This window comes from Sphingobium indicum BiD32, from assembly GCF_000382885.1.
Taxonomy (GTDB): Bacteria; Pseudomonadota; Alphaproteobacteria; order Sphingomonadales; family Sphingomonadaceae; genus Sphingobium; species Sphingobium japonicum_C.
In genome coordinates, this window is record NZ_CAVK010000141.1 from 35,102 (window position 1) to 60,348 (window position 25,247).

The window sequence follows — 25,247 nt, forward strand, 5'->3', positions numbered from 1 at the left end:
GCGGGCGCTGGGGCTGTGTCGCAGCGCTGCCCGTAATTCTCTTGATGCTCGCGCTGTTCGTGGCTTTCGCCATCGGCGATTGTCATATTGATGCCAGCGACAGCCAGTGCGGCGCTGGCGAACGGCGTGCTTTCATTATACTCATCCTCACACCTTTCTCCGGCATCGCGGTTTTCTTTCTTGTAAACTGGTTGGTAAGAAGGCGGAAATGACCATGATACCGCTGCCGCAAGTCTCTCAGGTCGCGCAGACCATTCAGCTTGCCCTTGCGCCGGTGTTCCTGCTCGCGGGCATCGGCGCGTTCCTCAATGTCTGCGTCAGCCGTCTTGCCCGGATCATCGACCGGGCGCGGACGGTGGAGGCCGCGATCCTGACCACGCGGGGTCGCGAGCATGACCGGTTGGTGAACGAAATCCGCGTCCTCGACAAACGGATGAGCGTGGTCAACATCGCGATCTTCCTGTCGGTCGCGTCGGCCTGCGCCGTCTGTCTGGTCGTCATCCTGTTGTTTGCGGGCAATTTGTTCGGCGCGCATCTGGGGACGCCGATCGCCATATTGTTCAGCCTGGCGATGCTGTTGCAGGCGGGCGGCTTTGCGACCTTCATTCAGGAAATCCGGCTGGGATCGAAGATCATCCATATCCGCAACGAAGTTCTCTATCATCAGGCCGAGACGGAGGATGACGCGGCGTGACCCGCTTCACCGTCAACGACCGGCCGGTGCAATATCGGATGGACCCGGACACGCCCCTGCTATGGGCGTTACGCGATGCATCGAACCTGACCGGCACCAAATATGGCTGCGGCACCGGCGACTGCGGCGCCTGCACCGTGGACATAGACGGGGAAGCGGTGCGATCCTGCCAGGTGACGATCGGCAAGACCGAAGGGCGTTTCGTCACCACGATCGAGGCGCTGTCGCCCGATCGCGGCCATCCGGTGCAACAGGCGTTCGCCGCCGACAATGTGTCGCAATGCGGCTATTGCATCCCTGGCATGATCATGGCCGCGTCGGTGCTGCTGCGCCGGACCAATGATCCAAGCGATGGGGAGATTGACGCGGCGATCACCAATATCTGCCGCTGTGGCATCTATCCCCGGCTCCGCGGCGCGATCCGCCGGGCTGGCCGGATCATGCGCGGCGAGGATACGGGCATCGGCGAACAGGGGGCCGCCGCCCCGCCGCCGGGCATCACGCCGGAAGAGGCGGCGCGCACCGTCCCGGCACTCGGCCGACCTGCGCCTCAGCCGAAACGATAGCCCGACACCGCCCAGCCTATCACGTTGCTGTGATGGTCCCGCACCGCCGGGTCATCGCCGCCAGCCCCCAGCGCCACCATCAACGGCAGCAGATGCTCCTCACGCGGGTGGGCGAAATGAGCATGGGGCAGGCTGTCCCAGGCGATGACCCGGGCGGTACGGCGGACTGGATCGGGATCAGTCACCGCCGCCGTCAGCGCATCGTCCCACGCCTGCGACGGCGGTGTCGCCTGCGCCCCGCGCACGCGCAGATTGTGGAAACTCATGCCCGATCCGACGATCAGCACGCCTTCGTCGCGCAGCACGGCGAGCGCGCGCCCGGCCGCCACATGGGCGGCGGGGTCCAGATCCTGGCGCAATGACAGCTGGACCAGCGGGATGTCGGCATCGGGCAGCGCCACTTTCATCGGGATGAACACGCCATGGTCCCAGCCGCGCGAGTCCTCCTGCGCGGTCGCAAAGCCCGCCCCTGCCAGCAACGCCGCGACGCGCGCGGCCACATCCGGCGCGCCCGGCGCGTCCCAGCGCAGCGTATAAGTGTGCGGGGGGAAGCCATAATAGTCGAACAGCAAAGCGGGCCGATCGCCGACATGGACCGTGAAGGCCGCTTCCTCCCAATGGCCCGACACCAGCAGGATCGCGCGGGGGCGTTCGGGCAGGCTGGCGATCAACCCGGCCAGATAGTCCTGCATCGGTTGCCACATCGGGTCGCTGTGCGGATGCTGGGGATCGGCGGGGTCCATGAAGAAGCAGGGACCGCCGCCATGGGGGATGAAGAGGCTGGGCTGTGTCATGCGCCACACATTGGCGCAGAGGCGACCAATCGCAATCCGCCAGCGCGAAACAATGTGTTTCTAGAGCATCGTGCGGAAAAGTGGGGACCGGTTTTTCCACTAAAAACGATGCGAAAACAAAAAACTAGAGCGCGCGTCTTGCGTCCGATTAAACGCAGCGCTCTAGCCGTTCCGATCGACCAGCGGCGTCATCGCCTGCGCCAGCGTCGCGCCGGAATAGGGCTTTTTGACCAGTGTGACCCCGGCAAAGCGATCCGGCAGTTCCAGCCCGTCGCCATAGCCGGTGGCAAACAGGAAGGGGATGTCCTGTTCTGCCAACAGGTCCGCCACCGGCATACTGGTTTCCGCGCCCAGGTTGAAATCCAGCACCGCCAGGTCGATTGGATGGAGCAGGATCGCCTCCCGCGCCCGCGCGACGCTGGCGGCGGTGGTTACGTCCGCGCCCAGATCGCGCAGTGCATCCTCGCCATCCATGGCGATGATCATATTATCCTCGACCAGCAGGACATGGCGGCCTTTCAGCAGTTCGGGCGTCGGCGAAGCGACCGGCAGCGCGCGTTCCGTGCAGACGGCGTCGGGCAGCACCGACACGACATGCGCGGACGGAATGCAGAAATGCGCCACTATCCCCGCCAGCCGGTAATGAATTTCAGCATGACCGCCCAGATCATAGGGAATGGACCGTTCGACCACGGTAGAGCCGAAGCCCCGCCGCGTCGGCGCGACCACCGCAGGGCCGCCGCTTTCGGTCCAATCGATCATCAGGCTGCCATCCTGATCCACCCGCCAGTCGATCGCGACCGTGCCATTGTCCGACAGCGCGCCATATTTGGCGGCATTGGTCAGCATTTCGTGGATCACCAGCGCCATGACGGTGAAGCATCCCGGCGTCAGCAACACATTGGGACCGGACAGGCGCACCCGGTCGCGACGCTCGCCCAGATAAGCGCCAGCCTCCACTTCGATGAGGTCATAGAGCCGCGCAGGACTCCAGCGGTCGGCGGTGATCTGGTCATGGGCGCGGGCCAGCGCGTGGATGCGGCTTTCCAGCGTGCCGATAAACTCTTCGACCGTACCGGTGCTGCTGCGCGTCTGCGACAAAAGGCCACGGATCAGCGCCAATATGTTGCGCACCCGATGGTTGAGTTCCGCGATCAGCAATTCCTGCTTCTCATGCGCGCGCTGCCGTTCCGCATCCGCCGAATCGGACAGGCGCAGCACGACTTCCAGCAAGGCGGTGCGCAGCGCTTCGGCGACGCGCATTTGCGCGGGCGCGAACGGCAGTGCCGTGCCTTTCACCAGTTCCGACCATTCCTCAAAACTTTTGCGGGGGGTCAGGCGCGGGCCGTTGGGGCCATATTCGATATGCTTTTCCTGATTGCCCGCCCAGCGCACCGCGCGCAGCTGTTCGGCGCGGAACAGCACGACATAATCGCGCGGTCGGCGTGACAAAGGAATGGCGAGCAGCCCGGCGGCCCGATCGGCATAGGTCGCCGCTTCGGGCAGAACGCGGCTGAGCGTATCGGTGGTATAAACCTGGCTGGCGGCGACGCGGTTGAGCATCGAGACGATGCCGGCAAAGGCTGCCTCGTCAGGCGTCAGGCCCGAAAAGCTGATCTGCCCGTCAATATAGACGCCAACGCCATCGGCCGGAATCGTGTCGAAGATGATGTCGCCCAGCCAGCGCGCGTTGGACAGCAGATCATGGTCCTGCGCCACCGCCGACATAAGCCGGTCCGCCACCTGCCGCGCCTTGCCTTCATAGGCGGCGGTTTCGGCGCGCTCGCGGCTTTCCAGCATCATCGAGAAAATCTGGCCGAACAGTTCCGCCGCGCTGCGCTGGGCAAAGGTCGGCAGGCGCGGGGCATAATGGTGGCAGGCGAACAGCCCCCACAGCCGCCCTTCGACAATGATCGAGATGGAGAGCGACGCCCCCACCCCCATGTTGTGCAGATATTCGATATGGATCGGCGAGACGGCGCGGGTGAGACACAGCGACATGTCGAGCGCCGCCCCGGTCGGATCGAGCGTGGGGACGACCGGCACGGGCACCGCCTGCACATCGGCAATGACGCGGAATATGTTGCGCAGATAGAGCGCGCGCGCCTGCACCGGAATGTCGGACGCGGGATAGTGCAGCCCGAAAAAGCTGTCGATGCCGGGCCGCAGCGCTTCGGCGACCACCTCGCCATCGCCGCCATCGGCGAAGCGATAGACCATCACCCGATCGAACCCGGTCAGCGCCCGCACCTGCCGCGCGCCATCGCGCAGGAAGGCGGTCATGCCATCGGCCTGCGCCAGCCGCGCGACCATGGCACGGACGGTGCTGCTCGCTTCCATCTCGTCGGCGCTGGCCGGTTCGGCCTCGATCACGACAAGCTGGCCGGAAAAATGGACGGCGACGTCGAACGGCGTGCCGCCTGCCATCAGTGGCAGCGAGAAGATGCGCTCGACCGAATCGGGGCCACGCAACAGGGTGATGCGGTTGCGCAGCGTGTGGATGGCTTCGCCGTCAAACAGCGCGCTGACCGGCTTGCCCAGCATGTCGTCAGGGGACAGGCCAATGAACGCGGCGCTATTGTCCGACACGCGCGACACCAGCCAGTCGGCGGTCAGCGCAATCAGGAAGCCGAATGGCTGGACGGTGCCCAGCACATGGATCGGCTCGCGATCGCAATTGGTCAGGTTGACGGCGAAATCCGCGCCGCTGCCGCCGTCAGCCATGGGCGGCGACCTTTTCGGGCCGGGCTGCTGCGGCAAAAAGGGCGAAGGCAGCCTGTGCGCCCTGCACGGCGTCGTCCAGCCAGCCTTCGCCCCCGTCAGCAGCCGCCTGATCAAGCGCCTGCTGAAATGCGACCCAGCCGCCCTTGCCATGGACCGCCGACAGATAAGCGCGTGGCAGGCCGGGCGCGACTTGGCGCGCGAGCATCGCGCCGCCCAGGCGCGACCCCTCCAGCGCATAGAGCAGCCCCCAGCGATAGCCGTCCCGGTCGGGATCAACGAGCGACAAATGCGCTGGCATGGCCAGATCCATCGCCGCCAGATCCGCCGCGATCAACGGCAGCCGTGGCGATGCGGGACGCGCGACCGATTCGAGCGCGCCCAGCGCGCGGGCATGGGCGGTCAGGAAGGCGCCGTAATGGCTTTCTGAATCAAGTCGATAGCTCGAAAACAACGCATCCACACGGTGATGACTGTCGCTCGTCGCTTCGCGCAGAGCCACACGGACGCCGCTGACATTGGGAGATTTCTTCACTCGGCAGTCCTATAGAGAGGGCACGCATCCTGCACTGATCTGGATCAGCTTTTGATCCCGTTCGGGCCATTTTTAACAGGCAGAAGGATGCGAACATTAAATAACGCGCGAGGCCCAGATTGGGTTCATTACGCCCGCCGATTCTTTCAAATGGCTGACGGACGGGTTCAGAATTGCGACATCGCGCGCCGTCTAGAAGGGCGGCATGAGGGGACAGAAGGTTCCCGCAAGAAGAAAGTCACGATGATGTTCAGGAAGATGATGCTGACGGGACTGATGGCCGCAACGATCATGAGCGGCGTGGCACCAGCCTATGCCCAGAGCAATGAGAATGGTCGCGGCAATCGCGGTGAGCGCGCAGAACGTGGCGGGGCAGACCGCCAGTCCTATCAGTGGCGCGGTAATGGACAGCGTCCATTGGGCGGTGACAGGCAGCAGCAGGCGCAACGCTGGCAACAGCGGCAGGACCGCCCGGTCGCGCAGGCACCGGCGCAGCAACCGCGCGCCGATCGGCCACGGCCTAACCCCGCCATAGCCCCAGCACCCGCACGACAGGATTGGCGCAACGACAGGCGCGATGATCGCCGCAATGACCGGCAGGATTATCGCCAGGACCGGCGCACGGATCGGCAGGACTGGCGCAACGATCGTCGCGACGACCGGCAGGATTGGCGGCAGGACCGTCGTGACGACCGGCGTGACGATCGCCGCTGGAACGACAATCGCGGCTCGGTCGGCAACTGGAACAACGGCCGCCGCTATGATGACCGCACCCGCTGGAGCAACCAGCAGCGCTGGAATAATGGCTGGCGGCAGGACCGGCGCTATGATTGGCAGAGCTATCGCAACCGCTATGGCAACCAGTATCGCATGGGTCGCTATATGGCGCCGCGCGGCTGGGACTATGGCTATCGCCGTTTTTCGGTCGGGATCATGCTCAGCAGCATCCTTTATTCCAACAGCTATTGGCTGAACGATCCCTATGCCTATCGCCTGCCGCCCGCTTACGGCACGCTGCGCTGGGTCCGCTATTATGACGACGCCATGCTTGTGGACATTCGCGACGGCTATGTCGTCGACGTGATACACGATTTTTTCTGGTAACACGCCTCCCTGAAGTGGCCTTCAGGAATACTGGCCCCGGTGCGGTGGCGCGCCGGGGTCTTTTCATGACACCGGCCGCTGTGGCAGGAGGGCGGCATGACAGACTTGGACGACGACGGCGGTACCGCCTCCCCCGCCCGCGCGGCCATCGGCGCGCAGGTGCAGGCGCGGCTGGAACGCAACCCGATGGTCAGCCGGATCGACGCGCCAGACCTTGCCATCTATGGACGGCAGGATTTCCTCAATCCGCAAGAATGTGCCGACCTGCGCGCGATCATCGACGCGGGCGCGCAGCCATCGACATTGTTTTCCGGCAGCGCGAACGCCGATTATCGCACCAGCCATAGCTGCAATCTCGATCCGTTCGATCCGCTGATCAAGGCGGTGAGCGACCGCATCTGCGCGCTCACGGGCCTGCCTGCCGACCATGGCGAGACGTTGCAGGGGCAGCGCTATACCAGCGGCCAGGAATATCGGCTGCATTGCGATTATTTCCCGGTCACCGCCGACTATTGGCCCGCCATGCGCGTGACCGGCGGGCAGCGCAGCTGGACGACGATGGTCTATCTCTCCCCGGTCGAGGCGGGGGGCGAAACGCATTTTCCCCATTGCGAATTCATGGTGCCGCCGGTCGAGGGGATGATCCTGATCTGGAACAATATGACCGCTGACGGCACCCCCAACCGCTTCAGCCTGCACGCCGCCCGGCCGGTCGAGCAAGGCACCAAATATGTCGTCACCAAATGGTTTCGGGAGCGGCCTTGGACGCCCAGAGCGTAGAGCAAAGATACACTTTGCGACATAAATGACTGGAAACTGACAGCTTCATTCGCCGGTCGTTCAGGCGCGCTGCCCCATATCTCCCTGTGTTGGCGACAGGGAACCCGATCCAGCCGGACCGGGTTCAGCCGCCAGAGAGAATGGGAGATATGCTATGCGTAAACTGATCATCCTGGGCCTGCTGGCCGCAACGGTGGCGCCCAGTGTTGCGTCCGCCCAGTCCTATGGCGAGGCCCGCCGCAGCGAGCGCAACCTGCGCGAAGAGCAGCGCGATCTGCGTCAGGCCCAGCGCTATGGCGACCGGCGCGACGTGCGCGAGGAACGGCGCGAGGTGCGCGATGCCCGTCAGGAGGCCCGCGAGGACTGGCGCGATTATCGCCGCAGCCATCGCAACGTCTATCGCGGCGGCAACTGGCGCGCACCGTTTCGCTACAGCCAGTGGAACGCCGGGGTACAGCTTCGCCCGGCCTATTATAACTCGCGCTATTATATCGCCGACCCCTATCGCTATCGCCTGCCCCGTCCGGGCGTGAACCAGCGCTGGGTGCGCCATTATAACGACGTGCTGCTGGTCAATGTCCGCAACGGGCGCGTGATCCAGGTCCATCGTGGCTTCTTCTGGTAAGCGAGACACCCCGTAAAAAACGGCCCCGGACAGTCACTGTCCGGGGCCGTTTTCATGAATATGTCCCCCAACTTGGCCGCGCCGCCCGTTGCCGGGCGGGCGCGGCCGATGGCACGCAAAACGCACCATCAGTCCGAAAGGGGGGTGGACCGTTGCGCAGAACGCGCATCCGCCCGAAAAGTTCCCGTTTTCTGCCGAAAATTCGGCGATTCAGGCGGCCAGCGCCTGCGCGATCAAGGTACGGCTGTTATCAATGCCATAGAGGGCGATGAAGCTGCCCATGCGCGGTCCCTGATCCGCGCCCAGCAACGTCTGGTAGAGCGCCTTGAACCAGTCGCGCAGCTCGGCGAAACCGAACGCCTCATCCTTGCCGATGGCATAGACGATATTCTGGATATCCTCCGCCGTGGCGTCCACCGGCAGCGCGGCCAGTTCCGCGTCGAGCCTGCGCAAGGCTGCGGCCTCATTGGCATCGGGGGCGCGACGCTGGAGGGTGGGCGCGACGAAATCGCGATGATAGGCCAGCGCATGGCCGATCAGCGCGTCCAGTTCAGGATAGGTCTGCGGGGATGCATCGGCGACATAGTTGGTGAGATAGCCCCATACCTGATCGCGGCTGGCATCCCCCATCACCCCGACCAGATTGAGCAGTAGCCCAAAGGTCACCGGCAGCCGGCCTTCGGGCAGCTTGCCGTCATGGACATGGTGGACCGGATTGCCCAATTGCTGTTCGATCGCCTGGTTGGGGTAGTTGACCCGGAACTGCCAATATTCGTCCACCGCGCGCGGGATGACGCCCATGTGCAACTGCTTGGCCTTTTTCGGTTCGCGATAGGCGTAGAAGGCCAGACTTTCCTGTGGGCCATAGGTCAGCCATTGTTCGAGGCTGAGACCATTGCCCTTGGACTTGGAGATTTTCTCGCCCTTTTCGTCGAGGAACATCTCGTAATTAAAGCCTTCGGGCGGACGGGCGCCCAGCGCGCGGCAGATTTTCGACGACTGGGTCACCGAATCGATCAGATCCTTGCCCGCCATCTCATAATCGACGCCCAGCGCGACCCAGCGCATCGCCCAGTCGACCTTCCATTGCAGCTTGGCCCCGCCCGACAGGATCGACTGTTCGATCATCTCGCCCTCATCCTCGAAGCGGATCAGGCCAGCCTCGGCGTCGATCACCTCGACCGGCACCTGCAACACGATGCCGCTTTTGGGGCTGATCGGCAGGACGGGCGAATAGGTCGCCTGCCGTTCCTTGCGCAGGGTCGGCAGCATGATGTCGAGAATCGCCTGATTACAACGCAATACCTGCCGCAGCGCATCGTCGAAGGCGCCCGCCTGATAGCGTTCGGTCGCGGACACAAATTCATAATCGAAGCCGAAGCGGTCGAGAAATTCGCGCAGCATCGCATTATTGTGATGCGCGAAACTTTCAAACTTGCCGAACGGATCGGGCACCTGCGTCAATGGCTTGCCCAGATGCTCCGTCAACATCGCCTGATTGGGGACATTGTCGGGCACCTTGCGCAACCCGTCCATATCGTCGCTGAACGCCACCAGCCGCGTAGGGATATCCGACAGCGCATGATAGGCGTTGCGTACCATCGTCGTGCGCAGCACTTCGTTGAACGTGCCGATATGCGGCAGGCCTGATGGGCCATAGCCAGTCTCGAACAGGATATGGCCCTTGTCCGGCGCGCCATTGGGATAGCGCTTGAGCAGCTTGCGCGCTTCTTCATAGGGCCAGGCCTTGGCCGCCAGCGCGGCGGTGCGGATAATGTCGGTCGCGGTCATGGCTACGCCCCCTAACCTCTGCCCTGCCGAAAAGAAACGTCCTTTGGTGGCAAATCTGCGTTAAGAATCGTTCGCACATTAGGGTTTCATTAACCCTATCCGTCGATAATCAGGCTTCTGGAGGCACCATGCACAGCTTGCGTACCCGCGAACGCATCGTGGTCGAGATCGCTATTGTCGTCACGACCGTACTCGACAGCCTGGAAGGCACGATCGTCGACCTGAGCGAGGGCGGCGCACAAGTAGTCGGCTGTACCCTGCCGGCCGGATCGTCATGCCAGATCGATCTGGACGGCCATATCACTTTCGGCACGGTGCGCTGGTCGGAAGAGGATCGCATGGGCATCCGCTTCCCCTATGATCTGAACGAAGGCCCGCTCTACGATCAGCTCGATCTGGCCCGCGCTGCCCTGCGCACGCCTGTGGCGTTCCAGCCGCGCCTGCGCCCGACCACGATGGCCGGTGGCGGTTTTGGTCGCCGGACGAGCTGAAACAGGTTTTCCTTTTGTTCCCACTCGCTTAAACGGGGCGGGTGATTGACCCCGCTTCCCTGCCCGCCCTCCACGCCAGCCATGGCGGCATCTGGTTGCGCGAGGGCGGCCGGACCCAGGGTCTGGCGAAGGGGCAGGCGATCGGCCGGGCGGCGGAAACGCCGGTTCTGCTGCTCAATGCCCCGCTGACTGGCCAGCGGCTGGGCTATCCCGATCTCAACGGTCTCGACCTGCTCGAACTCTGGGCCTTCCTCCACCCTGCCCGTTTCCTCGTCCCCACGCCCAAGGGGCTGGCGCAGGCGCTTGGCCTGCCGGTGCCGAATGCGGAAGCAGACATTCCCGCCCTGCTCCAGAGCGCGGCGCAGGCGTTGCTCGACCGGCTGGAATCGCCTGATTGGCGCGAGCGGGAAGGCGGCTGGACGTCTGCACAGACATTGCACCGGCTGCGCTGGCCCTGGTCGCTGCTGGTCGCGCCGCGCATCGCCAAGCCCAAGGAAGCCGAGCGCTGGCTCTTTTCCAAGCTGCCCGAATGGGAGGAAGCGCAGCCCCGCCCCGCCCCGCGCACTGTGGTGCTGGATGAAGCACAAGTGCTGGCTCGGCTCGATACGCTGACCGGTGCCGGGGCAGAAGCCCGTCCCGGCCAGCGCGCCTATGCAACCGCCGCGATCAACGCTTTTCGCCCGCGCGCGCATCGCGACCAGCCCAATATGCTGCTGGCGGAAGCGGGCACCGGCATCGGCAAGACATTGGGCTATCTGGCTCCGGCCTCGCTCTGGGCCGGGGAAGCGCAGGGGACGGTATGGGTGTCCACCTATACCAAGGCGCTGCAACGCCAGCTCGACCGCGAATCGCTGCGTCTGTTCCCCGATCCGACGATCGCGGCGAAGCGGGTGGTGGTGCGCAAGGGGCGGGAAAATTATCTCTGCCTGCTCAATCTGGAGGATGCGTTGCAGGGCGGCTTTACCGGCCGCGCGGCGATATTGGCGCAACTGGTCGCCCGCTGGGCGGCGTTCAGCAAGGATGGCGACATGGTCGGCGGCGACCTGCCCGGCTGGCTGCCGACCCTGTTCCGCCGCAACGGCTCCACCGCGCTGACCGACCGGCGTGGCGAGTGCATCTATGCCGGCTGCCCCCATTATCGCAAATGTTTCATCGAACGGTCGGCCCGCGCGTCCGCCGACGCCGACATCGTCATCGCCAACCATGCGCTGGTGATGATCAACGCCGCGCGCGGCCGCGAGACCGGGCAGCGACCGCAACGTATCGTCTTTGACGAGGGCCATCATCTGTTCGACGCGGCCGATTCGACCTTCTCCGTCGCCCTGTCCGGGCAGGAGGCGATCGAACTGCGCCGCTGGATCATGGGACCGGAGGGTGGATCGCGCGGGCGGCGGCGCGGCCTGTCGGCGCGCCTGTCGGATCTGGCCAGTTATGACGTCGAAGGCGGAGAAGCGATCCGCGCCGCCGCCGACGCCGCGCTCGCTTTGCCCGCCGATGAATGGTTGAAGCGCGTCGTGACGGGCGAGCCGTTCGGGCCGCTCGAAGCGCTGTTCGGTGCGGTGCGCGGCACCGTCTTTGCCCGCGCCGCCGACACGGGCGAAGCGGATGCGGGCTATGGGCTGGAAACCGAACTGGCCGCGCCCGATGGTCCATTGGTGGAGGCGGCGCAGGAAGCTGCATTGGCGCTCGATGCGCTGCTGCGCCCGCTGACGCACCTGTCGCGGCGGCTGGAAGCGGTGATAGAGGATGCGCCCGACTGGCTGGACGGCGCGGCGCGGGCGCGGATCGAGGGGGCAGTGGCGTCGCTCGGCTGGCGGCGCGATCTGATCAGCGCCTGGCTGGCGCTGCTGGCGCGGATCGGCGGCCCCGCTGACCCGGACTATGTGGACTGGATGACGGTCGACCGGGTCGAGGGCCGCGAATATGATATCGGCATCCACCGCCACTGGCTCGACCCCAGCCGCCCGCTCGCCGAAACCGTCTTGAAGCCTGCGCAGGGGGTGATCGTCACCTCTGCAACGCTAAAAGGCGGCGGCGACTGGGGCAATGCGGAGAGCCGGAGCGGCGCGACCCACCTGCCCCATGGTGCAGGACGGTTCGAGGCGAACAGCCCGTTCGATTATGCCGCCCGTGCGGAAGTGCTGATCGTCACCGACATCAAGCGGGGTGATCTGGCGGCGCTGTCGGGTGCCTATGGCCGATTGATCGAGGCGGCGGGCGGCGGCACGCTGGGGCTGTTCACCGCCATCCGGCGATTGCGCGCGGTCCATGCCCGCATCGCCGACCGGCTGGCGCGGGCGGGCCTGCCGCTCTATGCGCAGCATGTCGATCCGATCGACACCGGCACATTGGTCGATATTTTCCGCGACGATCCGCGCGCATCGCTGCTGGGCACCGATGCGCTGCGCGACGGCGTGGACGTGCCGGGCCATTCACTGCGGCTGGTGGTGATGGAGGGGGTGCCATGGTCCAAGCCGACCGTGCTGCACGCCGCGCGGCGGCTGGCAAATGGCGGCAATGCCTATGACGACCGGCTGATCCGCGCGCGGCTGGCACAGGCGTTCGGCCGCCTCATCCGCCGCGCGGAGGACAAGGGCAGTTTCGTCATCCTGTCCGCCGCGATGCCGAGCCGCCTGCTCAGCGCCTTTCCGACCGGCACGCCGATCCGCCGGGTGACGCTGGACGAGGCGATCATTGCGGTCAGTGTCGCTTCACGGCGCGAAACTCTTGGCGAAAGTCCATCCTTAGGGCATCAGGGACACGAATCCGGCCACAGCCATCTGGAGAGAGAATGAAGCGGCTGACCCTGTTGCGCCACGCCAAGTCCGATTGGGACGATCCGGTGGCCCGCGACTTCGACCGGCCCCTGAACCATCGGGGCGAGAAGGCGGCGCTGTTGATGGGGCAATTTGCCGCCCGGCGGCAGATGCAGTTCGACATGCTCGTGGCATCGCCTGCGGTGCGGGTGGTGCAGACACTGGAGACGTTTTTTACAGGTTTTGGCGAAACGCTCGATGCGCGCTGGGACCGGCGCATCTACCTCGCTTCCTCTCCGACCCTGTTCGATGTCATCCGCGACCTGCCCGACAGTGCCGACAGCGCGCTGTTGACCGGGCATAATCCGGGGCTGGAAGAATTGATCCTCGATCTCGTCCCTGATGACGGGGCGAACCCGCTGCGCGAGGATGTGGAAGTCAAATTCCCGACCGCCAGCATCGCTGTGCTGGACCTGGCCATCGACCGGTGGGATCAGGCGCAGGAGAATATCGCTACGCTGGTCAGTTTCACCCGCCCGCGCGATCTGGACCCGGCGCTGGGGCCAGGGACGCGCTGACGCGGCCTATTCGCCGATCGCGCGAGCCAGCGTCGAACGGATTGCCTGCAACCGGCTCAGCACATTATCGGCCGGTTGGGCAGCTGCGTCAGGCACGGTCGCGCCAACGCCATCGACCAATATCTTTTGCGCACCCTTGACGGTGAAGCCTTCGACATTGAGCAGGTCGTGGATGCGTCGGGCCAGGGCCACGTCGGCGGGACGATAATAGCGGCGATTGCCGGAGCGCTGGAGCGGGCGCAGTTGCGGGAAGCGGGTTTCCCAATAGCGCAATATATGTTGGGGCAGACCCAGCTCATCCGCCAGTTCGCTGATGGTCAGCAATGCACCCTCTGCCTTTTTCATGACAGCGATGTTGCACCCTTAGACCCGCGCAGGTCAACCATGGTTAATCAGGACTTCTGGGGGAACAGGACCGGTGCCGACAATGCTTGCTGCACAAAGCGGCAGCGCTTCAGATTATGGTGATCCCAACGGGATTCGAACCCGTATCGCTGCCGTGAAAGGGCAGTGTCCTAACCGTTAGACGATGGGACCATATGCAACTGCCGACCAGCGGCGCTGCGAAGCGAAGGCGGCATTAGGAGGCGACTTGCCCCCGGTCAACCCCTTTTGCATCAGAAAATCGCGACGGGCCTCAATCGGCCCAGGCTGCGTCCTCCAGATGGAGTTCGGCGGCCGGACGGCTGCCCCAGTCGTCTATCTTGGCCCGGCCTGCGACCCACAAGCGCCGGTCGCGCGGCGCACCCAATATCGCCTGCCCCAGATCGGTTTGCGCCTGACGGAAAGCGATGGTCTTGAACGATCGACCATCCTCCCCGCCCATGATCGCGCGCAAATGGCCGTTGCCCACGATGTCAGCCTTGATGACGCGCATCGGCCCGGCGGCGATGCGCGGGGCAGGCCAGCCTGCGCCATAGGGACCGCCCGCTTCGATCGCGGCGATGAAGTCGGGATTGACGCCAGCGGGTGCCAGCACCGCGTCGATCAGCAAAGCCCGGTCGTCACGCGCCCGCGCCACGGCGGCGGACAGGCGATCGTCGAGGAAATCGGCCAGCGCTTCCACCCGGTCCGCCGCCACGGTCAGCCCCGCCGCCATCGCATGACCGCCGCCCGCGACCAGCAGGCCGCTATCCTTGGCCGCCATCACCGCCGCGCCCAGATCAACGCCGCTGATCGACCGGCCCGACCCCTTGCCCACGCCATCTTCGTCCAGCGCGATGACAATGGCGGGCCGTCCCGCCTTTTCCTTGATCCGTCCGGCGACGATGCCGATGACGCCGGGGTGCCAGCCCTGCCCGGCAATCACCGCGACGGCGCGATTGCCCTGCGCGGCGAGCAACGCCTCGGCCTGTTCCTGCACGCTCGATTCGATCGCGCGCCGTTCCTCATTATACTGGTTGAGCTGCTCGGCGATGCGCGCGGCCTCGGCGGGATCGTCGGTGGTCAGCAGCCGCACCCCCAGATCCGCCTGCCCGACGCGCCCGCCCGCATTGATGCGCGGTCCCAGCGCAAAGCCCAGATCATGGCATAGCGGCGCGCGAGTCAGGCGGCTGGCGTCGATCAGGGCCGCGAGGCCAATATTGCGGCGCTTCGCCATCACCTTCAATCCCTGCGCCACGAAGGCGCGGTTCAGCCCCTTCAATTGCGCGACATCGGCCACGGTCCCCAGCGCGACGATGTCGAGCAATTCCATCAGCGCCGGTTCGGCCCGCGTCGCAAACCATCTCCGCCCCCGCAACACCCGCACCAGCGCCGCGCCCAGCAGGAAGGCGACGCCGACCGCGGCGAGATGGCCGTGGGTCGCGGCCTCGTCCCCCTCGTCCAGCCGGTTGGGGTTGACCAGCGCCAGCGCCAACGGAAGCGCCGCGCTGCATTTATGATGATCGACCACAACGACATCGACCCCGGTTTCGCGCGCCATGGCCAGCGCCTCGAACGCCTGCGCGCCGCAATCGACCGTGACGATCAGGGTCGCGCCCTCGCCCGCCAGCCGCACCAGCGCCTCGCCCGACGGACCATAGCCTTCCATCAGCCGGTCGGGGATATAGGGCTTCGCCGCCAGCCCCAGATCGCGCAGCAGGCGGATGAGCAGCGCGGCGCTGGTCGCGCCATCGACGTCATAATCGCCAAAGATGCGCACATCCTCGCCGCGCTGCACCGCGTCGGCCAGCCGCTCGGCGGCGGCGTCCATGTCGCGGAACAGGCTGGGATCGGGCATGAAGGCACGGATAGTAGGGTTGCGGTGCGCCTCCAGCGCGTCGCGCGGACAGCCGCGCGCCAGCAGCAATTGCGTTACCAGATCGTCGGGCAGGTAGCCCGGTTCGCGCGCATCCGCCCCCTCCCCCCGCCATTTCCAGGGCTGGCCAGTGATGGAGCGGGATATGTTGAGCGCAAATGTCATGCGACCGCTCTAGACTCTGGAAAGCATGGAGGGAAGCGCAGGCCGGAGCGGCTAATCGCCCCTTGGACGGAACCTGCGCAACCCCTTGGGCGTATTGCAGGTTTGTCGGCCTCCTGTATGGCTGGCGACCAAAGGGGCATGACGGACATATGATCAGACGACAGGCGCATCATGTCCGGCACATGTTGGGCCTGCTTATCGCGACCGCATCCCCCCTGCCGCTGATGGCGCAGACCGCGACACCGCCCGCAGCCGAAGCGCCGATCCTGCCGGACGACCAGTTCGAGGCGCGCCTGCCCAAGGTAGAGGGAAGCGATCCCGCCGCGCCGCTACCCTCCATCGACAGCTGGATCGACCAGCAGATGCCGCAAAGTGGTGCGACGGCAGAGCTGCCCCCCGCCATCGAACCCGCGCAGGAACAGGAACTGGCGCAACCTTTGCCCTCGCTCGACAGCGTGACCGTGCCCGCCAATGTCGCGGCCGACACTGACCCGAACACACAGACGCCCGACATCCGCTATGCCACCCGGATCGAGGGTTTCGGCAAGACGGGACTTGAGGACGAATTTCGCGACGCATCCGCGCTGATCGACGGCGATGGCAGGGCGGAGACCGCCGCCATGGTGCAGGCGCGGGCGCAGGAGGATGAGAAGCTGGCGGTTCGGCTTTTCTATTCCGAGGGCTATTATGACGCGACCGCGCTCGCCAGCCTCGATCAGACCGGAGATGGCACGCTGACCGCCATCGTCTCGGTAACGCCCGGCCGGCGATACAGGCTGGGCGATATCGTGGTGACGGCCGGGGCGACGGTGCCGCCGGGGCTGGCGCGTGACAGCCTGCCGCTCAAAAGTGGGGACCATATCGTCGCCGCTACGGTCGAGGGGGCTGAAGCCAATATCGCGCTGCGGCTGCCCGAACAGGGCTATGCCTTTGCCAAGGTGGGCGAGCGCGATATATTGCTCGATCCCGCAACCGTGACGGGCGACTATACGCTTCCAGTGGACACCGGCCCGCGCGGCGCTTTCCGCAAGATCACCACCAGCGGCGACAAACAGGCGTTCGGTGCCGATCATATGGAGGTGATCCGCCGCTACAAGCCAGGCGAGATTTACGACAGCCGCAAGGTGGACGATCTTCGCAAGGCACTGGTCGCGACCGGGCTGTTTTCCAGCGTCGCGGTCGATCCCGTCCGGACCAATGAGGCCGGGCCGGATGGCACCGAATATGTCGACCTTCATGTCGAGCAGGAGGCAGGGCCACCGCGCACGCTGGCGGGCGAACTGGGCTATGGCACAGGGCAAGGTTTCCGGGCGGAGGGGACATGGACCCACCGCAACCTCTTCCCGCCCGAAGGCGCGCTGATCGCGGGTGTGGTCGCGGGTACGCAGGAACAGGGCGTATCGGGCACGTTCCGCCGCTCCAACGCGGGCAGGCGCGACAAGACGTTTCAGGCCGGCGCGCTGATCAACCACCAGAAATATGACGCCTATGAAGCCTTTACGGCGGGCCTGAACATCAGCTGGGCGCGGCAATCCACGCCGATCTTCCAGAAGCGCTGGACTTACAGCTATGGCGCGGAAATATTGCTGTCGAACGAACAGACAACGATCGACCCGGTCACGGCGCAGAACAAGCGGCTGACCTATTTCATCGGCGCATTGCCGGTGCAGGTCGGCTATGACCGGTCCAACGATCTGCTGAACCCCACCAAAGGCTTCCGCGCCAGCGTGCGCGTGTCGCCCGAAGCCTCGTTGCAGGGCAATGTATCGCCCTATGTGCGCGGGACGTTCGACCTGACGGGCTATTATCCGGTGTCGGATTCGCTGGTCATCGCCGCACGCACCCGGCTTGGCACCATCAGCGGCGTGTCACGCGACGATGTCGCGCCGTCGCGACGCATCTATGCGGGCGGGGGCGGATCGGTGCGGGGCTATGGCTATCAGGAGCTTGGCCCCAAGGACGCGAACAACGATCCCGTCGGTGGCCGGTCGGTCAATGAATTTGCGGTCGAGGGCCGCTATCGCTTCGGCAATTATGGCGCAGTCGCCTTTGTCGATGCGGGTCAGGTCTATAACAGTGCCATCCCCAAATTTTCCGACATGCGCTATGGCGTGGGCATTGGCGGACGCTTCTATACCAATTTCGGTCCGTTCCGCGCCGACATTGCGATGCCGATCAACCGGCAGCCGGGCGAATCCAAATTCGCCCTCTATATCGGCATCGGGCAGGCTTTCTAATGGCGCAGGATGACACCCCTACCGACACGATCGTGATCCGCGAGGGTCGCCCGCTGTGGCAGAAGATCGCGATCGGGGTCGTCAGCCTGCTCGTCGCGCTGGTCGTGCTGGCGGCGGGGTTGCTGCTGGGTCTCAATACCCAGCCGGGCAAGAAATTCCTGATCCAGCAGATTGCTGCGCTGAAACTGGAATCGGGCATGGCGATCGAGGTCGGGCGGATCGACGGGTCGATCTATAGCGACATGGTGATTCACGATCTGATCCTGCGCGATCCCAAGGGCGTGTTCGCGGTGTCGCCGCGCGTTCATATGGTGTGGAAGCCGTTTCGCTATGTGAACAACCATATCTCGGTCAGCCTGCTCGAAACGCCGCTGGTCGTGCTGGCGCGCAGTCCGCAGTTCAACGTCACCCCGACCGATCCCAACGCGCCCATCCTGCCCGACCTGGACATTGACGTCGACCGGATGAAGATCGCCAAGTTCATCCTCGCAAAGCCGGTGATCGGCCAGAAGCGCGAGATCGCGATCGACGGCGTGACCCATATCGCCGATGGCCGCGCGATCCTGTCCGCCGACGCCATTGTGGACAGCGGCGACCGGTTGCAGGCGAAGCTGGATGCGGTTCCGGCGCAAAATCGCCTGGCGATGAGCGGCACGCTGACCGCGCCCAAGGGCGGCGTGATTGCGTCCATGTCCGGCCTGACCGACGGGATGACCGCGACGCTGGACGGCAAGGGAACGTGGCAGGCGTGGGACGGGCGCATTATCGCCATCAGTCCCAAGGGGCAGCTCGCCAATATCGCGATCGCCGCGCGTGACGGTGCGTTCACCGCCAAGGGGCCGGTTCGCCCCGGCCTGATCATGGCAGGCACGGTCGATCGCCTGACCGGGCCGCAGCTGGACGTCGATCTGTTTGCCGGTCTCAACGAACGGCGGGTGAACCTGAAAGGGACTGTGCGGTCGCCAGCGCTGTCCGCCGATGCTCAGGGCATCATCGACCTTGGCACCAGCCGGTTCAGCGCGCTGAAAATCAACGCCGCGCTGCTGACCCCCGGCGCAATCATGGAGAAGGTGAAGGGCCGCGATGTGCGCGCCGCGATCATCCTCGACGGGCCGATGGCGACGCCGTTCATCGACTATGACATCAGCGCCAAATATCTGGCGTTCGACGCAACCGGCATCGAGAATCTGAAAGCCAGCGGTCGCGCGGTGATCGACAGCGACCGCATCCGCATTCCGGTCAACGCTACCGCCAGCCGTGTGACTGGCCTTAACGCCGCGGCGGGTGGGCTGATGAACAATCTGCGGGTGAAGGGCGATTTCGCCTATGCGGGCGGCAAGCTGATCAGCGACAATCTCAAGATCGACAGCGATCGGGTCGATGCGACCGCCATCATCCTCGCCGATCTCGACAACGCCCTCTATCGCGGCGCGCTCAAAGGCCGGGTCAATGATTATCGGATCGACGGCGTCGGCATCGTCAACCTGAACACCGATGTCGAGCTGGTCCCCGGCCCCAAAGGCGGCTTTGGCCTGTCGGGTCGCTTTGGCGTGCGGACGGCGCGCTGGGACAATGCGTCCGTGCGCGATTTTCTGGGCGGCAATGCGGTTGCCACCGGGCGCATCGGCATGACGCCGGAGGGCAAATTCACGCTGGCAGGGCTGAAGGGTGCCGCGCCCAATTTCACCATCCAGTCGGGATCGGGCAGCTATGACACGGACGGTCAGATCGCCTTCGACGTGACGGCTTCCTCGCGCCAATATGGCCCGCTGGCGCTGACCGTGCGCGGGACGATGGAGCGGCCGCAGGCGGTGCTGCGCGCGGCCCGGCCCAATGTCGGCGTGCAATTGTCCGATGTTGTGGCGAAGCTGAATGGCGAGGCGGCAGGCTATCGGCTCGAAGCGACCGGCGGATCGCCCTATGGTCCCTTCTTCGCCAATGTGCTGATACGCACCGCCAAGGGGCCATTGACGATCGACATTGCCAAGGCCCGCTTTGCCGGGGTCGATATGGCCGGGACGGTGCAGCAGAGCGCAGCCGGTCCGTTCGCCGGGCGACTCAGCATGAACGGGTCGGGCATCACCGGCGCGGTGCGGCTGGCCGCGGCCGGCAAGGCGCAAGGGGTGGACGTCAACGCCACCGCCAGCAACGCCAAGCTGCCGGGCGACGCGGAGGTCATGATCGGCCGCGCGATCGTGACCGCCTCCATGGTCCTGACCGACCAGCCGCGCATCGTCGCCGACGTGCAAATCGCCAACGCCGCCTATGGCGATTATGTCGTGCGTACCGGCCGGGCGAAGATCGACTATCAGGGCGGGCGCGGCAAGGCTCAGCTGGTGGCCGACGGCTCCAGCGGCGTGCCCTTCTCCATAGCCGCCAACGCGGCATTGCGGCCCAACCTCTATGCCGTGGCGTTGCAGGGGAAGGCGAGCAACATCCCCTTCCGCCTCGCCAACCCGGCGATCATCCGCACCGAACCGGCAGGCTATCGGCTGGAACCAGCGACGCTGGTGCTGCCGCAGGGCAAGGTCGATCTGGCCGGGCGTTTCGGCGACAGCACAGCGATGCAGGCGCGGTTCAAGGATTTTGACCTGGCCATCATCAACATCGCTGCGCCGGGGCTGGGCATTGGCGGCAAGGCGACCGGGACGCTCGATTTCGCGCAGACCGGCAACGCCTTCCCGACCGCGAGCACCCGCCTTTCCATTGCGAATTTCCGCCGCTCCAGCCTGACCGCCGTGTCCGATCCGGTGTCGATGAGCATGGAGGGCAAGCTGTCGGGCGCGGGGGGCGACCTGCGCGGGCTGATCCGGCGCGGCACATCCACGCTGGGGCGGTTCGTCGCCACCCTTGCCCCGCCGGGACCGGGGACCAGCTGGAGCGAACAATTGCAGGCGGCACCCTTGGGCGGTGGCATCCGCTATGCCGGGCCTGCCGATGTTCTTTTCTCCTTCGCGGGGTTGGCTGATCAGCAATTGACCGGCGGCCTCGCCCTCGCGGCGGATTTCAGCGGGCGGCTGACCGACCCGCGCGTCAACGGGATCGTCCGCGCCAATGCGCTGACCTATGAGAATGAGACGTTCGGCACCCGCGTCACCCAGATGAAGCTCGATGGCCGCTTCACCAACGACCGACTGGAGATACGCGATTTCTCCGGACGGGCGGGTGACGGTACCGTCAAGGCGTCGGGTACCGTTGGCCTTGCCGCCGACAGCGGTTTCCCGATGAATATCGCCATTGCGCTGGACCGCGCGCGCCTTGCCCGCAGCGAAGCGATCACGAGCGTGGTCAGCGGCACGATGGCGATCACCAACAGCCCGGCCAGTGGCGGCCTGATCAAGGGCGACCTGACCCTGCCCGAAACCCGTTACAAGGTGGCCTGGCAGGGCGGCACCGACATTCGTCAGTTGCAGGGCGTTCGGCGCAAGGGCGAGGGCGTCGATATTCTCGACCAGCGCATGGCCGCGCGGCAGGCCGCCGCCAAGCCCGCCGACTGGAAACTCGACATCAGGCTGCGTGCTGACAATGAAATCTACGTCACCGGCATGGGGCTGGATTCGGAATGGAAAACCGCGATGCGCGTGACCGGCACCACCGCCAATCCGCGCGTCGTCGGCAGGCTGGAAGTGCTGCGCGGGCGCTACAGTTTTTCGGGCAAGCAGTTCGATCTGGAACAGGGGGTCATCACTTTCAACGGGCCGATGCTGAACCCGGTGCTGGCGATCAGGGCGCAGACCCGGATCGACACGGTGACGGCGGGCATCCAGGTGAGCGGATCGGCGCAGCAGCCCGACATCGCCTTCATCTCCACCCCCACCCTGCCGCAGGACGAAATCCTCTCGCGCATATTATTCGGCGACAATGTCGCGAATCTGTCGGCGATGCAGGCGGTGCAACTGGCGGCTGCGCTCAACGGCCTGCGCGGCGGCAGCGGCGGGCTGAACCCGATGGGCAAGTTGCAAGGCGCATCGGGCGTCGACCGGATCGGCATTGTCGGCGGCGATGAGGCGACCGGGCGCGGCACGTCTCTCGCGGTCGGGCAGCATATCTCGAACAATGTCTATGTTGAGGTGATCACCGATTCCAAGGGCTTTACCGCCACCCAGTTGGAGATCGCCCTGTCCAAGACGCTCAGCCTGTTGTCCAAGACGGGGACCAACGCAGGATCGTCCGCGAACCTGCGCTATTCCAAGGATTATTGAGGGGCGGGCAGCCGGTTCATTACATTACCCGTTCGGGCTGAGCCTGTCGAAGCCTCGTCCTTCCCTTCAAGAAGAACTGCCCTTCGACAGGCTCAGGGCGAACGGAGGTGGGGTGCTTGCCCCTGCCCTATCCCTCCACGCGCGAGACCAGGATCGACTGGGCGTTCATCATCGCATTGCCGAAAGCGGTCATGAAGGCGATGTCGGTGGCGTCGCGACCCACGGCGATGCGGACCATGGTTTCGGGCGGCGCAAGGCCGGTCGAATCGACGATGTGCCAGGCACCGTCGAGCCAGACTTCGACCACGGCGTGGAAATCCGGCGGATCGAGGCCGAGCGCATAGACCGATACCAGCCGCGCGGGAATGTCGCGTGAGCGGATCAGCGCGGCGGTCAGATGGGCATAGTCGCGGCAGACGCCCTGCTGCGCGACGAAGGTGTCGGCGGCGGTGGTCGCGCCGTCCGAACTGCCCGGCACATAGAGGAGATTGTCATGAACCCAGTCGCGCAACGCTGCGACCAGCGCGCCGCCCTCCAGATCGGGGAAATGGCCGCAGACGAAGCTGACGAAACGGTCGGCCTCGCAATAGCGGCTGGGCCAGATGAAGGGCAGCACATCCTCTGGCAAGCTGGCCAGCGGGCTTTTGGCCAGGCTGGCGAGATCGACCACGGGGCGTTCGACATCCACCGTGGCGCGGTAGGTGCTGAGCATTCGGCCGGTGCCGGTACGGGTCCAGGTGCGCCGACCGACGCCGCTGCCGCCGACCTTGTTGGTCAGCGGCCCGGCATTGTTGATGATATGCGACTGGCTGACGATATGCTGGTCGGGCAGCGCAGCGGCCTCCACAGCCAGCAGCACGTCGGTCGGTTCGGCGAAGTCATAATCCAGTATCGCCTCGATCGCGACGCGCATCAGGGGAGCCTTTCAGGTTTGGGCAAGGAGACGCGGTAACGCGCGGATGGGAATTAAGTCGCAGAGCATTGCGATGCCGCAGGCAGAGCGCAAGCCGCCAATAGTTTCAGCCACTCGGAGCGTCACAATTTTGAGATGGCAACCGCCCTCCGTTCGTTTCGAGCGCAGTCGAGAAACCAGTGGGGCAGGTTTCTCGACTTCGCTCGAAATGAACGGATCAAGCTGACACAATCACGCTTAACTTCGCATATTTCCCGGTAAATCGGACATAATATTGCGCGGGCCTGATCCTATCGGAAAGTCAGCGCCGCTGGATCAGGACGGTAAAAGGCCCGCTGCGCAAGGGATACGCGGCGGGCCTTTTCAGTGCGTGAAGCGAGAGGCGGACGAGCCGCGTCGGAGGTTGTTCCGGCTGATCCGGCCGGAGCGCCATCCGCGCTTATTCGTCATCATCCTCCGCTTCGGGTCCGGCCATCAACGCTTCGGCGACCACGTCGGTCTTGCCCCGGATCGCCTTTTCCAGACGGTCCGCCATTTCAGGATGCGTTTTCAGAAATGTCTTGGCGTTCTCGCGACCCTGGCCGATGCGAACCGAGTCGTAGGAGAACCAGGCGCCCGATTTCTCGACAATCCCGGCCTTGACGCCCAGGTCGAGAATCTCGCCGATCTTGGAGATGCCCTCGCCATACATGATGTCGAATTCGACCTGCTTGAACGGCGGGGCGACCTTGTTCTTGACCACCTTCACGCGGGTCGCGTTGCCGACAATATCCTCGCGATCCTTGATCTGGCCGGTGCGGCGAATGTCGAGACGGACCGAGGCGTAGAATTTGAGCGCATTGCCGCCAGTCGTGGTTTCGGGGTTACCGTACATCACGCCGATCTTCATGCGCACCTGGTTGATGAAGATCACCATGCATTTGGAGCGCGAGATCGAGCCGGTCAGCTTGCGCAGCGCCTGGCTCATGAGGCGCGCCTGAAGGCCGACATGGCTGTCGCCCATTTCGCCCTCGATTTCCGCACGCGGCACCAAGGCGGCGACCGAGTCGATCACCAGCACGTCGATGGCGTTGGAGCGCACCAGCGTGTCGACGATTTCCAGTGCCTGTTCGCCGGTGTCGGGCTGCGACACGATCAGTTCGTCAATGTCGACGCCCAGTTTCTTGGCATAGCCCGGATCGAGCGCATGTTCGGCGTCCACGAACGCGGCCGTGCCGCCGCCCTTCTGCGCTTCGGCGATGACGTGGAGCGCGAGCGTCGTCTTGCCGGAGCTTTCCGGGCCATAAATCTCGATAATCCGCCCCTTGGGCAGGCCGCCAATGCCAAGCGCAATGTCCAGGCCCAGCGAACCGCTGGAGATGGCTTCAATCTCCAGCTTCTCCCGGCTGCCCAGCTTCATCGCGGAGCCTTTACCAAATGCCCGATCGATCTGGGCGAGCGCGGCGTCCAATGCTTTTTGTCTGTCCATAGTCCCGTTCTTCTTGGAATCGATGAGTGTGAGCATAGCGGACATCGGCCTATTCCCTGTCAAGCGGACTGCGCCGATTCTCTCGACGCCTGGCGATGATGTATCCTGTTTGTTCCTGTAGAACAAGGGGGGAACGGAAATTTCCTATTCGCCCAATATTTTCCCCAAGGCCCGCTCGACCGCGCCAATGGTGAAGGGCTTGGCGAGCGTCGGCCGGTCGGCATGATGGGACGGCAAATCGTCGGCCATACCGCCGGTCGCAAAGACGAAAGGCACGCCCTTCTGGACCAATATGTCGGCGACGGACCAGCTTTTCTCACCCTGCAAATTGCAGTCGAGCAGGGCCGCGTCAAAGCCGCCGTCCCGCGCATGGGCGCAGGCTTCGTCGACCGACGCGGCGACCGCGTGCAAGCGGTAACCCAGCGCGTCGAGATAATCCTCCAGCATCATGCCGATCATCGCTTCATCTTCGACGATCAAAATGCTCTTAGCCGCCGACATGCCTTCGCAATCCCCTGTTGATACGCCTTTGCGCTAACCCATCGTTACGGGAATAGACAGGATAATCACCTTGATCGAGCGCAAGTT

General features: G+C 64.8%; 20 protein-coding genes and 1 tRNA gene. 11 read left to right on the forward strand and 10 right to left on the reverse strand.

From position 1 onward, the window contains the following. Positions 1 to 44: 44 nt before the first annotated feature. Genes EBBID32_RS24170 through EBBID32_RS14000 form a run of 3 tightly spaced genes read left to right on the forward strand, consistent with a single transcriptional unit; the run spans position 45 to position 1,260 of the window. On the forward strand, positions 45 to 212 hold the full coding sequence (locus tag EBBID32_RS24170; RefSeq protein WP_156022578.1) for a hypothetical protein: 168 nt from the start codon (positions 45 to 47) through the stop codon (positions 210 to 212). Between the two features lie 2 nt (positions 213 to 214). Then, positions 215 to 694 carry a DUF2721 domain-containing protein gene (locus tag EBBID32_RS13995; RefSeq protein WP_006959156.1) on the forward strand — a complete coding sequence of 160 codons (480 nt, stop codon included), beginning with the start codon at positions 215 to 217 and terminating at the stop codon, positions 692 to 694. Continuing rightward, positions 691 to 1,260, forward strand: a complete 570-nt coding sequence (locus EBBID32_RS14000; protein WP_006959158.1) for a (2Fe-2S)-binding protein — start codon at positions 691 to 693, stop codon at positions 1,258 to 1,260. The genes EBBID32_RS13995 and EBBID32_RS14000 overlap by 4 nt, the downstream gene beginning before the upstream one ends. Here EBBID32_RS14000 and EBBID32_RS14005 read toward each other — a convergent pair. The 3 genes from EBBID32_RS14005 to EBBID32_RS14015 all read right to left on the reverse strand — a co-directional run bounded on the left by EBBID32_RS14005 (position 1,245) and on the right by EBBID32_RS14015 (position 5,310). Next, complete coding sequence (locus EBBID32_RS14005; protein ID WP_006959160.1) at positions 1,245 to 2,054, reverse strand: DODA-type extradiol aromatic ring-opening family dioxygenase; 810 nt, start codon at positions 2,052 to 2,054, stop codon at positions 1,245 to 1,247. The two genes, EBBID32_RS14000 and EBBID32_RS14005, sit on opposite strands and share 16 nt — an antisense overlap. Before the next feature lie 162 nt (positions 2,055 to 2,216). Then, positions 2,217 to 4,778 (reverse strand): HWE histidine kinase domain-containing protein, encoded by a 2,562-nt coding sequence (locus EBBID32_RS14010; protein ID WP_006959163.1) that lies wholly within the window; start codon positions 4,776 to 4,778, stop codon positions 2,217 to 2,219. After that, the gene (locus tag EBBID32_RS14015; RefSeq protein WP_006959165.1) at positions 4,771 to 5,310 is read right to left on the reverse strand and encodes a biliverdin-producing heme oxygenase; all 540 of its coding nucleotides are present in this window, start codon (positions 5,308 to 5,310) and stop codon (positions 4,771 to 4,773) included. Before EBBID32_RS14015 ends, EBBID32_RS14010 begins: the two co-directional genes overlap by 8 nt. A gap of 243 nt (positions 5,311 to 5,553) precedes the next feature. On the opposite strand from EBBID32_RS14015, the gene EBBID32_RS14020 reads away from it, so the two are divergent. The 3 genes from EBBID32_RS14020 (at position 5,554) to EBBID32_RS14030 (ending at position 7,819) form a co-directional block, all read left to right on the forward strand. After that, positions 5,554 to 6,414 carry an RcnB family protein gene (locus tag EBBID32_RS14020; protein WP_037490822.1) on the forward strand — a complete coding sequence of 287 codons (861 nt, stop codon included), beginning with the start codon at positions 5,554 to 5,556 and terminating at the stop codon, positions 6,412 to 6,414. A 96-nt stretch (positions 6,415 to 6,510) separates the two neighbouring features. Then, a complete protein-coding gene (locus tag EBBID32_RS14025) occupies positions 6,511 to 7,194 on the forward strand; it encodes a prolyl hydroxylase family protein (RefSeq protein WP_006959170.1) in 684 nt (227 codons plus the stop codon). Positions 7,195 to 7,348: 154 nt separating this feature from the next. After that, positions 7,349 to 7,819: an RcnB family protein gene (locus tag EBBID32_RS14030; RefSeq protein ID WP_006959172.1), complete on the forward strand. Its 471-nt coding sequence runs from the start codon at positions 7,349 to 7,351 to the stop codon at positions 7,817 to 7,819. Between the two features lie 210 nt (positions 7,820 to 8,029). Here EBBID32_RS14030 and EBBID32_RS14035 read toward each other — a convergent pair whose 3' ends face one another. Next, a complete protein-coding gene (locus EBBID32_RS14035) occupies positions 8,030 to 9,610 on the reverse strand; it encodes a lysine--tRNA ligase (protein WP_006959174.1) in 1,581 nt (526 codons plus the stop codon). Positions 9,611 to 9,738: 128 nt separating this feature from the next. Here EBBID32_RS14035 and EBBID32_RS14040 point away from each other — a divergent pair, with 128 nt between their 5' ends. Genes EBBID32_RS14040 through EBBID32_RS14050 form a run of 3 tightly spaced genes read left to right on the forward strand, consistent with a single transcriptional unit; the run spans position 9,739 to position 13,435 of the window. Next, complete coding sequence (locus tag EBBID32_RS14040; protein ID WP_006959176.1) at positions 9,739 to 10,101, forward strand: PilZ domain-containing protein; 363 nt, start codon at positions 9,739 to 9,741, stop codon at positions 10,099 to 10,101. Positions 10,102 to 10,142: 41 nt separating this feature from the next. Then, a complete protein-coding gene (locus EBBID32_RS14045) occupies positions 10,143 to 12,896 on the forward strand; it encodes an ATP-dependent DNA helicase (protein ID WP_006959178.1) in 2,754 nt (917 codons plus the stop codon). Next, entirely contained in the window at positions 12,893 to 13,435 is a 543-nt protein-coding gene (locus EBBID32_RS14050; RefSeq protein ID WP_006959179.1) for a SixA phosphatase family protein, read from the forward strand. The genes EBBID32_RS14045 and EBBID32_RS14050 overlap by 4 nt, the downstream gene beginning before the upstream one ends. Positions 13,436 to 13,441: 6 nt before the next feature. On the opposite strand, the gene EBBID32_RS14055 is transcribed toward EBBID32_RS14050, so the two are convergent. The 3 genes from EBBID32_RS14055 to recJ form a co-directional block, all read right to left on the reverse strand. Continuing rightward, the gene (locus EBBID32_RS14055; RefSeq protein ID WP_006959182.1) at positions 13,442 to 13,780 is read right to left on the reverse strand and encodes a MerR family transcriptional regulator; all 339 of its coding nucleotides are present in this window, start codon (positions 13,778 to 13,780) and stop codon (positions 13,442 to 13,444) included. 117 nt (positions 13,781 to 13,897) lie between these two features. Then, a tRNA-Glu gene (locus EBBID32_RS14060) sits at positions 13,898 to 13,972 on the reverse strand. A gap of 100 nt (positions 13,973 to 14,072) precedes the next feature. After that, positions 14,073 to 15,839, reverse strand: coding sequence for a single-stranded-DNA-specific exonuclease RecJ (gene recJ / locus EBBID32_RS14065; protein ID WP_006959183.1), 1,767 nt, complete (start codon positions 15,837 to 15,839; stop codon positions 14,073 to 14,075). Between the two features lie 149 nt (positions 15,840 to 15,988). On the opposite strand from recJ, the gene EBBID32_RS14070 reads away from it, so the two are divergent. Continuing rightward, on the forward strand, positions 15,989 to 18,076 hold the full coding sequence (locus tag EBBID32_RS14070) for an autotransporter assembly complex protein TamA (protein WP_006959185.1): 2,088 nt from the start codon (positions 15,989 to 15,991) through the stop codon (positions 18,074 to 18,076). Continuing rightward, positions 18,076 to 22,278, forward strand: a complete 4,203-nt coding sequence (locus EBBID32_RS14075; protein WP_006959186.1) for a translocation/assembly module TamB domain-containing protein — start codon at positions 18,076 to 18,078, stop codon at positions 22,276 to 22,278. The genes EBBID32_RS14070 and EBBID32_RS14075 overlap by 1 nt, the downstream gene beginning before the upstream one ends. 127 nt (positions 22,279 to 22,405) lie before the next feature. Here the strand turns inward: EBBID32_RS14075 and EBBID32_RS14080 are convergent, their stop codons facing one another. The 3 genes from EBBID32_RS14080 to EBBID32_RS14090 form a co-directional block, all read right to left on the reverse strand. Then, positions 22,406 to 23,191, reverse strand: coding sequence for a transglutaminase-like domain-containing protein (locus tag EBBID32_RS14080; protein WP_006959188.1), 786 nt, complete (start codon positions 23,189 to 23,191; stop codon positions 22,406 to 22,408). A 439-nt stretch (positions 23,192 to 23,630) separates the two neighbouring features. Continuing rightward, positions 23,631 to 24,704 carry a recombinase RecA gene (recA, locus tag EBBID32_RS14085; protein WP_006959190.1) on the reverse strand — a complete coding sequence of 358 codons (1,074 nt, stop codon included), beginning with the start codon at positions 24,702 to 24,704 and terminating at the stop codon, positions 23,631 to 23,633. Between the two features lie 99 nt (positions 24,705 to 24,803). Further along, positions 24,804 to 25,160, reverse strand: a complete 357-nt coding sequence (locus EBBID32_RS14090; protein ID WP_006959192.1) for a response regulator — start codon at positions 25,158 to 25,160, stop codon at positions 24,804 to 24,806. Between the last annotated feature and the right edge of the window lie 87 nt (positions 25,161 to 25,247).

Bases quoted from the DNA above. Each gene is read 5' to 3' on its own strand.
- EBBID32_RS14070 (WP_006959185.1), top strand. From the start codon at position 15,989: ATGATCAGACGACAGGCGCATCATGTCCGGCACATGTTGGGCCTGCTT.
- EBBID32_RS14030 (WP_006959172.1), top strand. From the start codon at position 7,349: ATGCGTAAACTGATCATCCTGGGCCTGCTGGCCGCAACGGTGGCGCCC.
- EBBID32_RS14080 (WP_006959188.1), bottom strand. From the start codon at position 23,191: ATGCGCGTCGCGATCGAGGCGATACTGGATTATGACTTCGCCGAACCG.
- EBBID32_RS14020 (WP_037490822.1), top strand. From the start codon at position 5,554: ATGATGTTCAGGAAGATGATGCTGACGGGACTGATGGCCGCAACGATC.
- EBBID32_RS24170 (WP_156022578.1), top strand. From the start codon at position 45: ATGCTCGCGCTGTTCGTGGCTTTCGCCATCGGCGATTGTCATATTGAT.
- EBBID32_RS14025 (WP_006959170.1), top strand. From the start codon at position 6,511: ATGACAGACTTGGACGACGACGGCGGTACCGCCTCCCCCGCCCGCGCG.
- EBBID32_RS14090 (WP_006959192.1), bottom strand. From the start codon at position 25,160: ATGTCGGCGGCTAAGAGCATTTTGATCGTCGAAGATGAAGCGATGATC.
- EBBID32_RS14040 (WP_006959176.1), top strand. From the start codon at position 9,739: ATGCACAGCTTGCGTACCCGCGAACGCATCGTGGTCGAGATCGCTATT.
- EBBID32_RS14005 (WP_006959160.1), bottom strand. From the start codon at position 2,054: ATGACACAGCCCAGCCTCTTCATCCCCCATGGCGGCGGTCCCTGCTTC.
- recJ (WP_006959183.1), bottom strand. From the start codon at position 15,839: ATGACATTTGCGCTCAACATATCCCGCTCCATCACTGGCCAGCCCTGG.
- recA (WP_006959190.1), bottom strand. From the start codon at position 24,704: ATGTCCGCTATGCTCACACTCATCGATTCCAAGAAGAACGGGACTATG.
- EBBID32_RS14075 (WP_006959186.1), top strand. From the start codon at position 18,076: ATGGCGCAGGATGACACCCCTACCGACACGATCGTGATCCGCGAGGGT.
- EBBID32_RS14035 (WP_006959174.1), bottom strand. From the start codon at position 9,610: ATGACCGCGACCGACATTATCCGCACCGCCGCGCTGGCGGCCAAGGCC.
- EBBID32_RS14055 (WP_006959182.1), bottom strand. From the start codon at position 13,780: ATGAAAAAGGCAGAGGGTGCATTGCTGACCATCAGCGAACTGGCGGAT.
- EBBID32_RS14050 (WP_006959179.1), top strand. From the start codon at position 12,893: ATGAAGCGGCTGACCCTGTTGCGCCACGCCAAGTCCGATTGGGACGAT.
- EBBID32_RS13995 (WP_006959156.1), top strand. From the start codon at position 215: ATGATACCGCTGCCGCAAGTCTCTCAGGTCGCGCAGACCATTCAGCTT.
- EBBID32_RS14010 (WP_006959163.1), bottom strand. From the start codon at position 4,778: ATGGCTGACGGCGGCAGCGGCGCGGATTTCGCCGTCAACCTGACCAAT.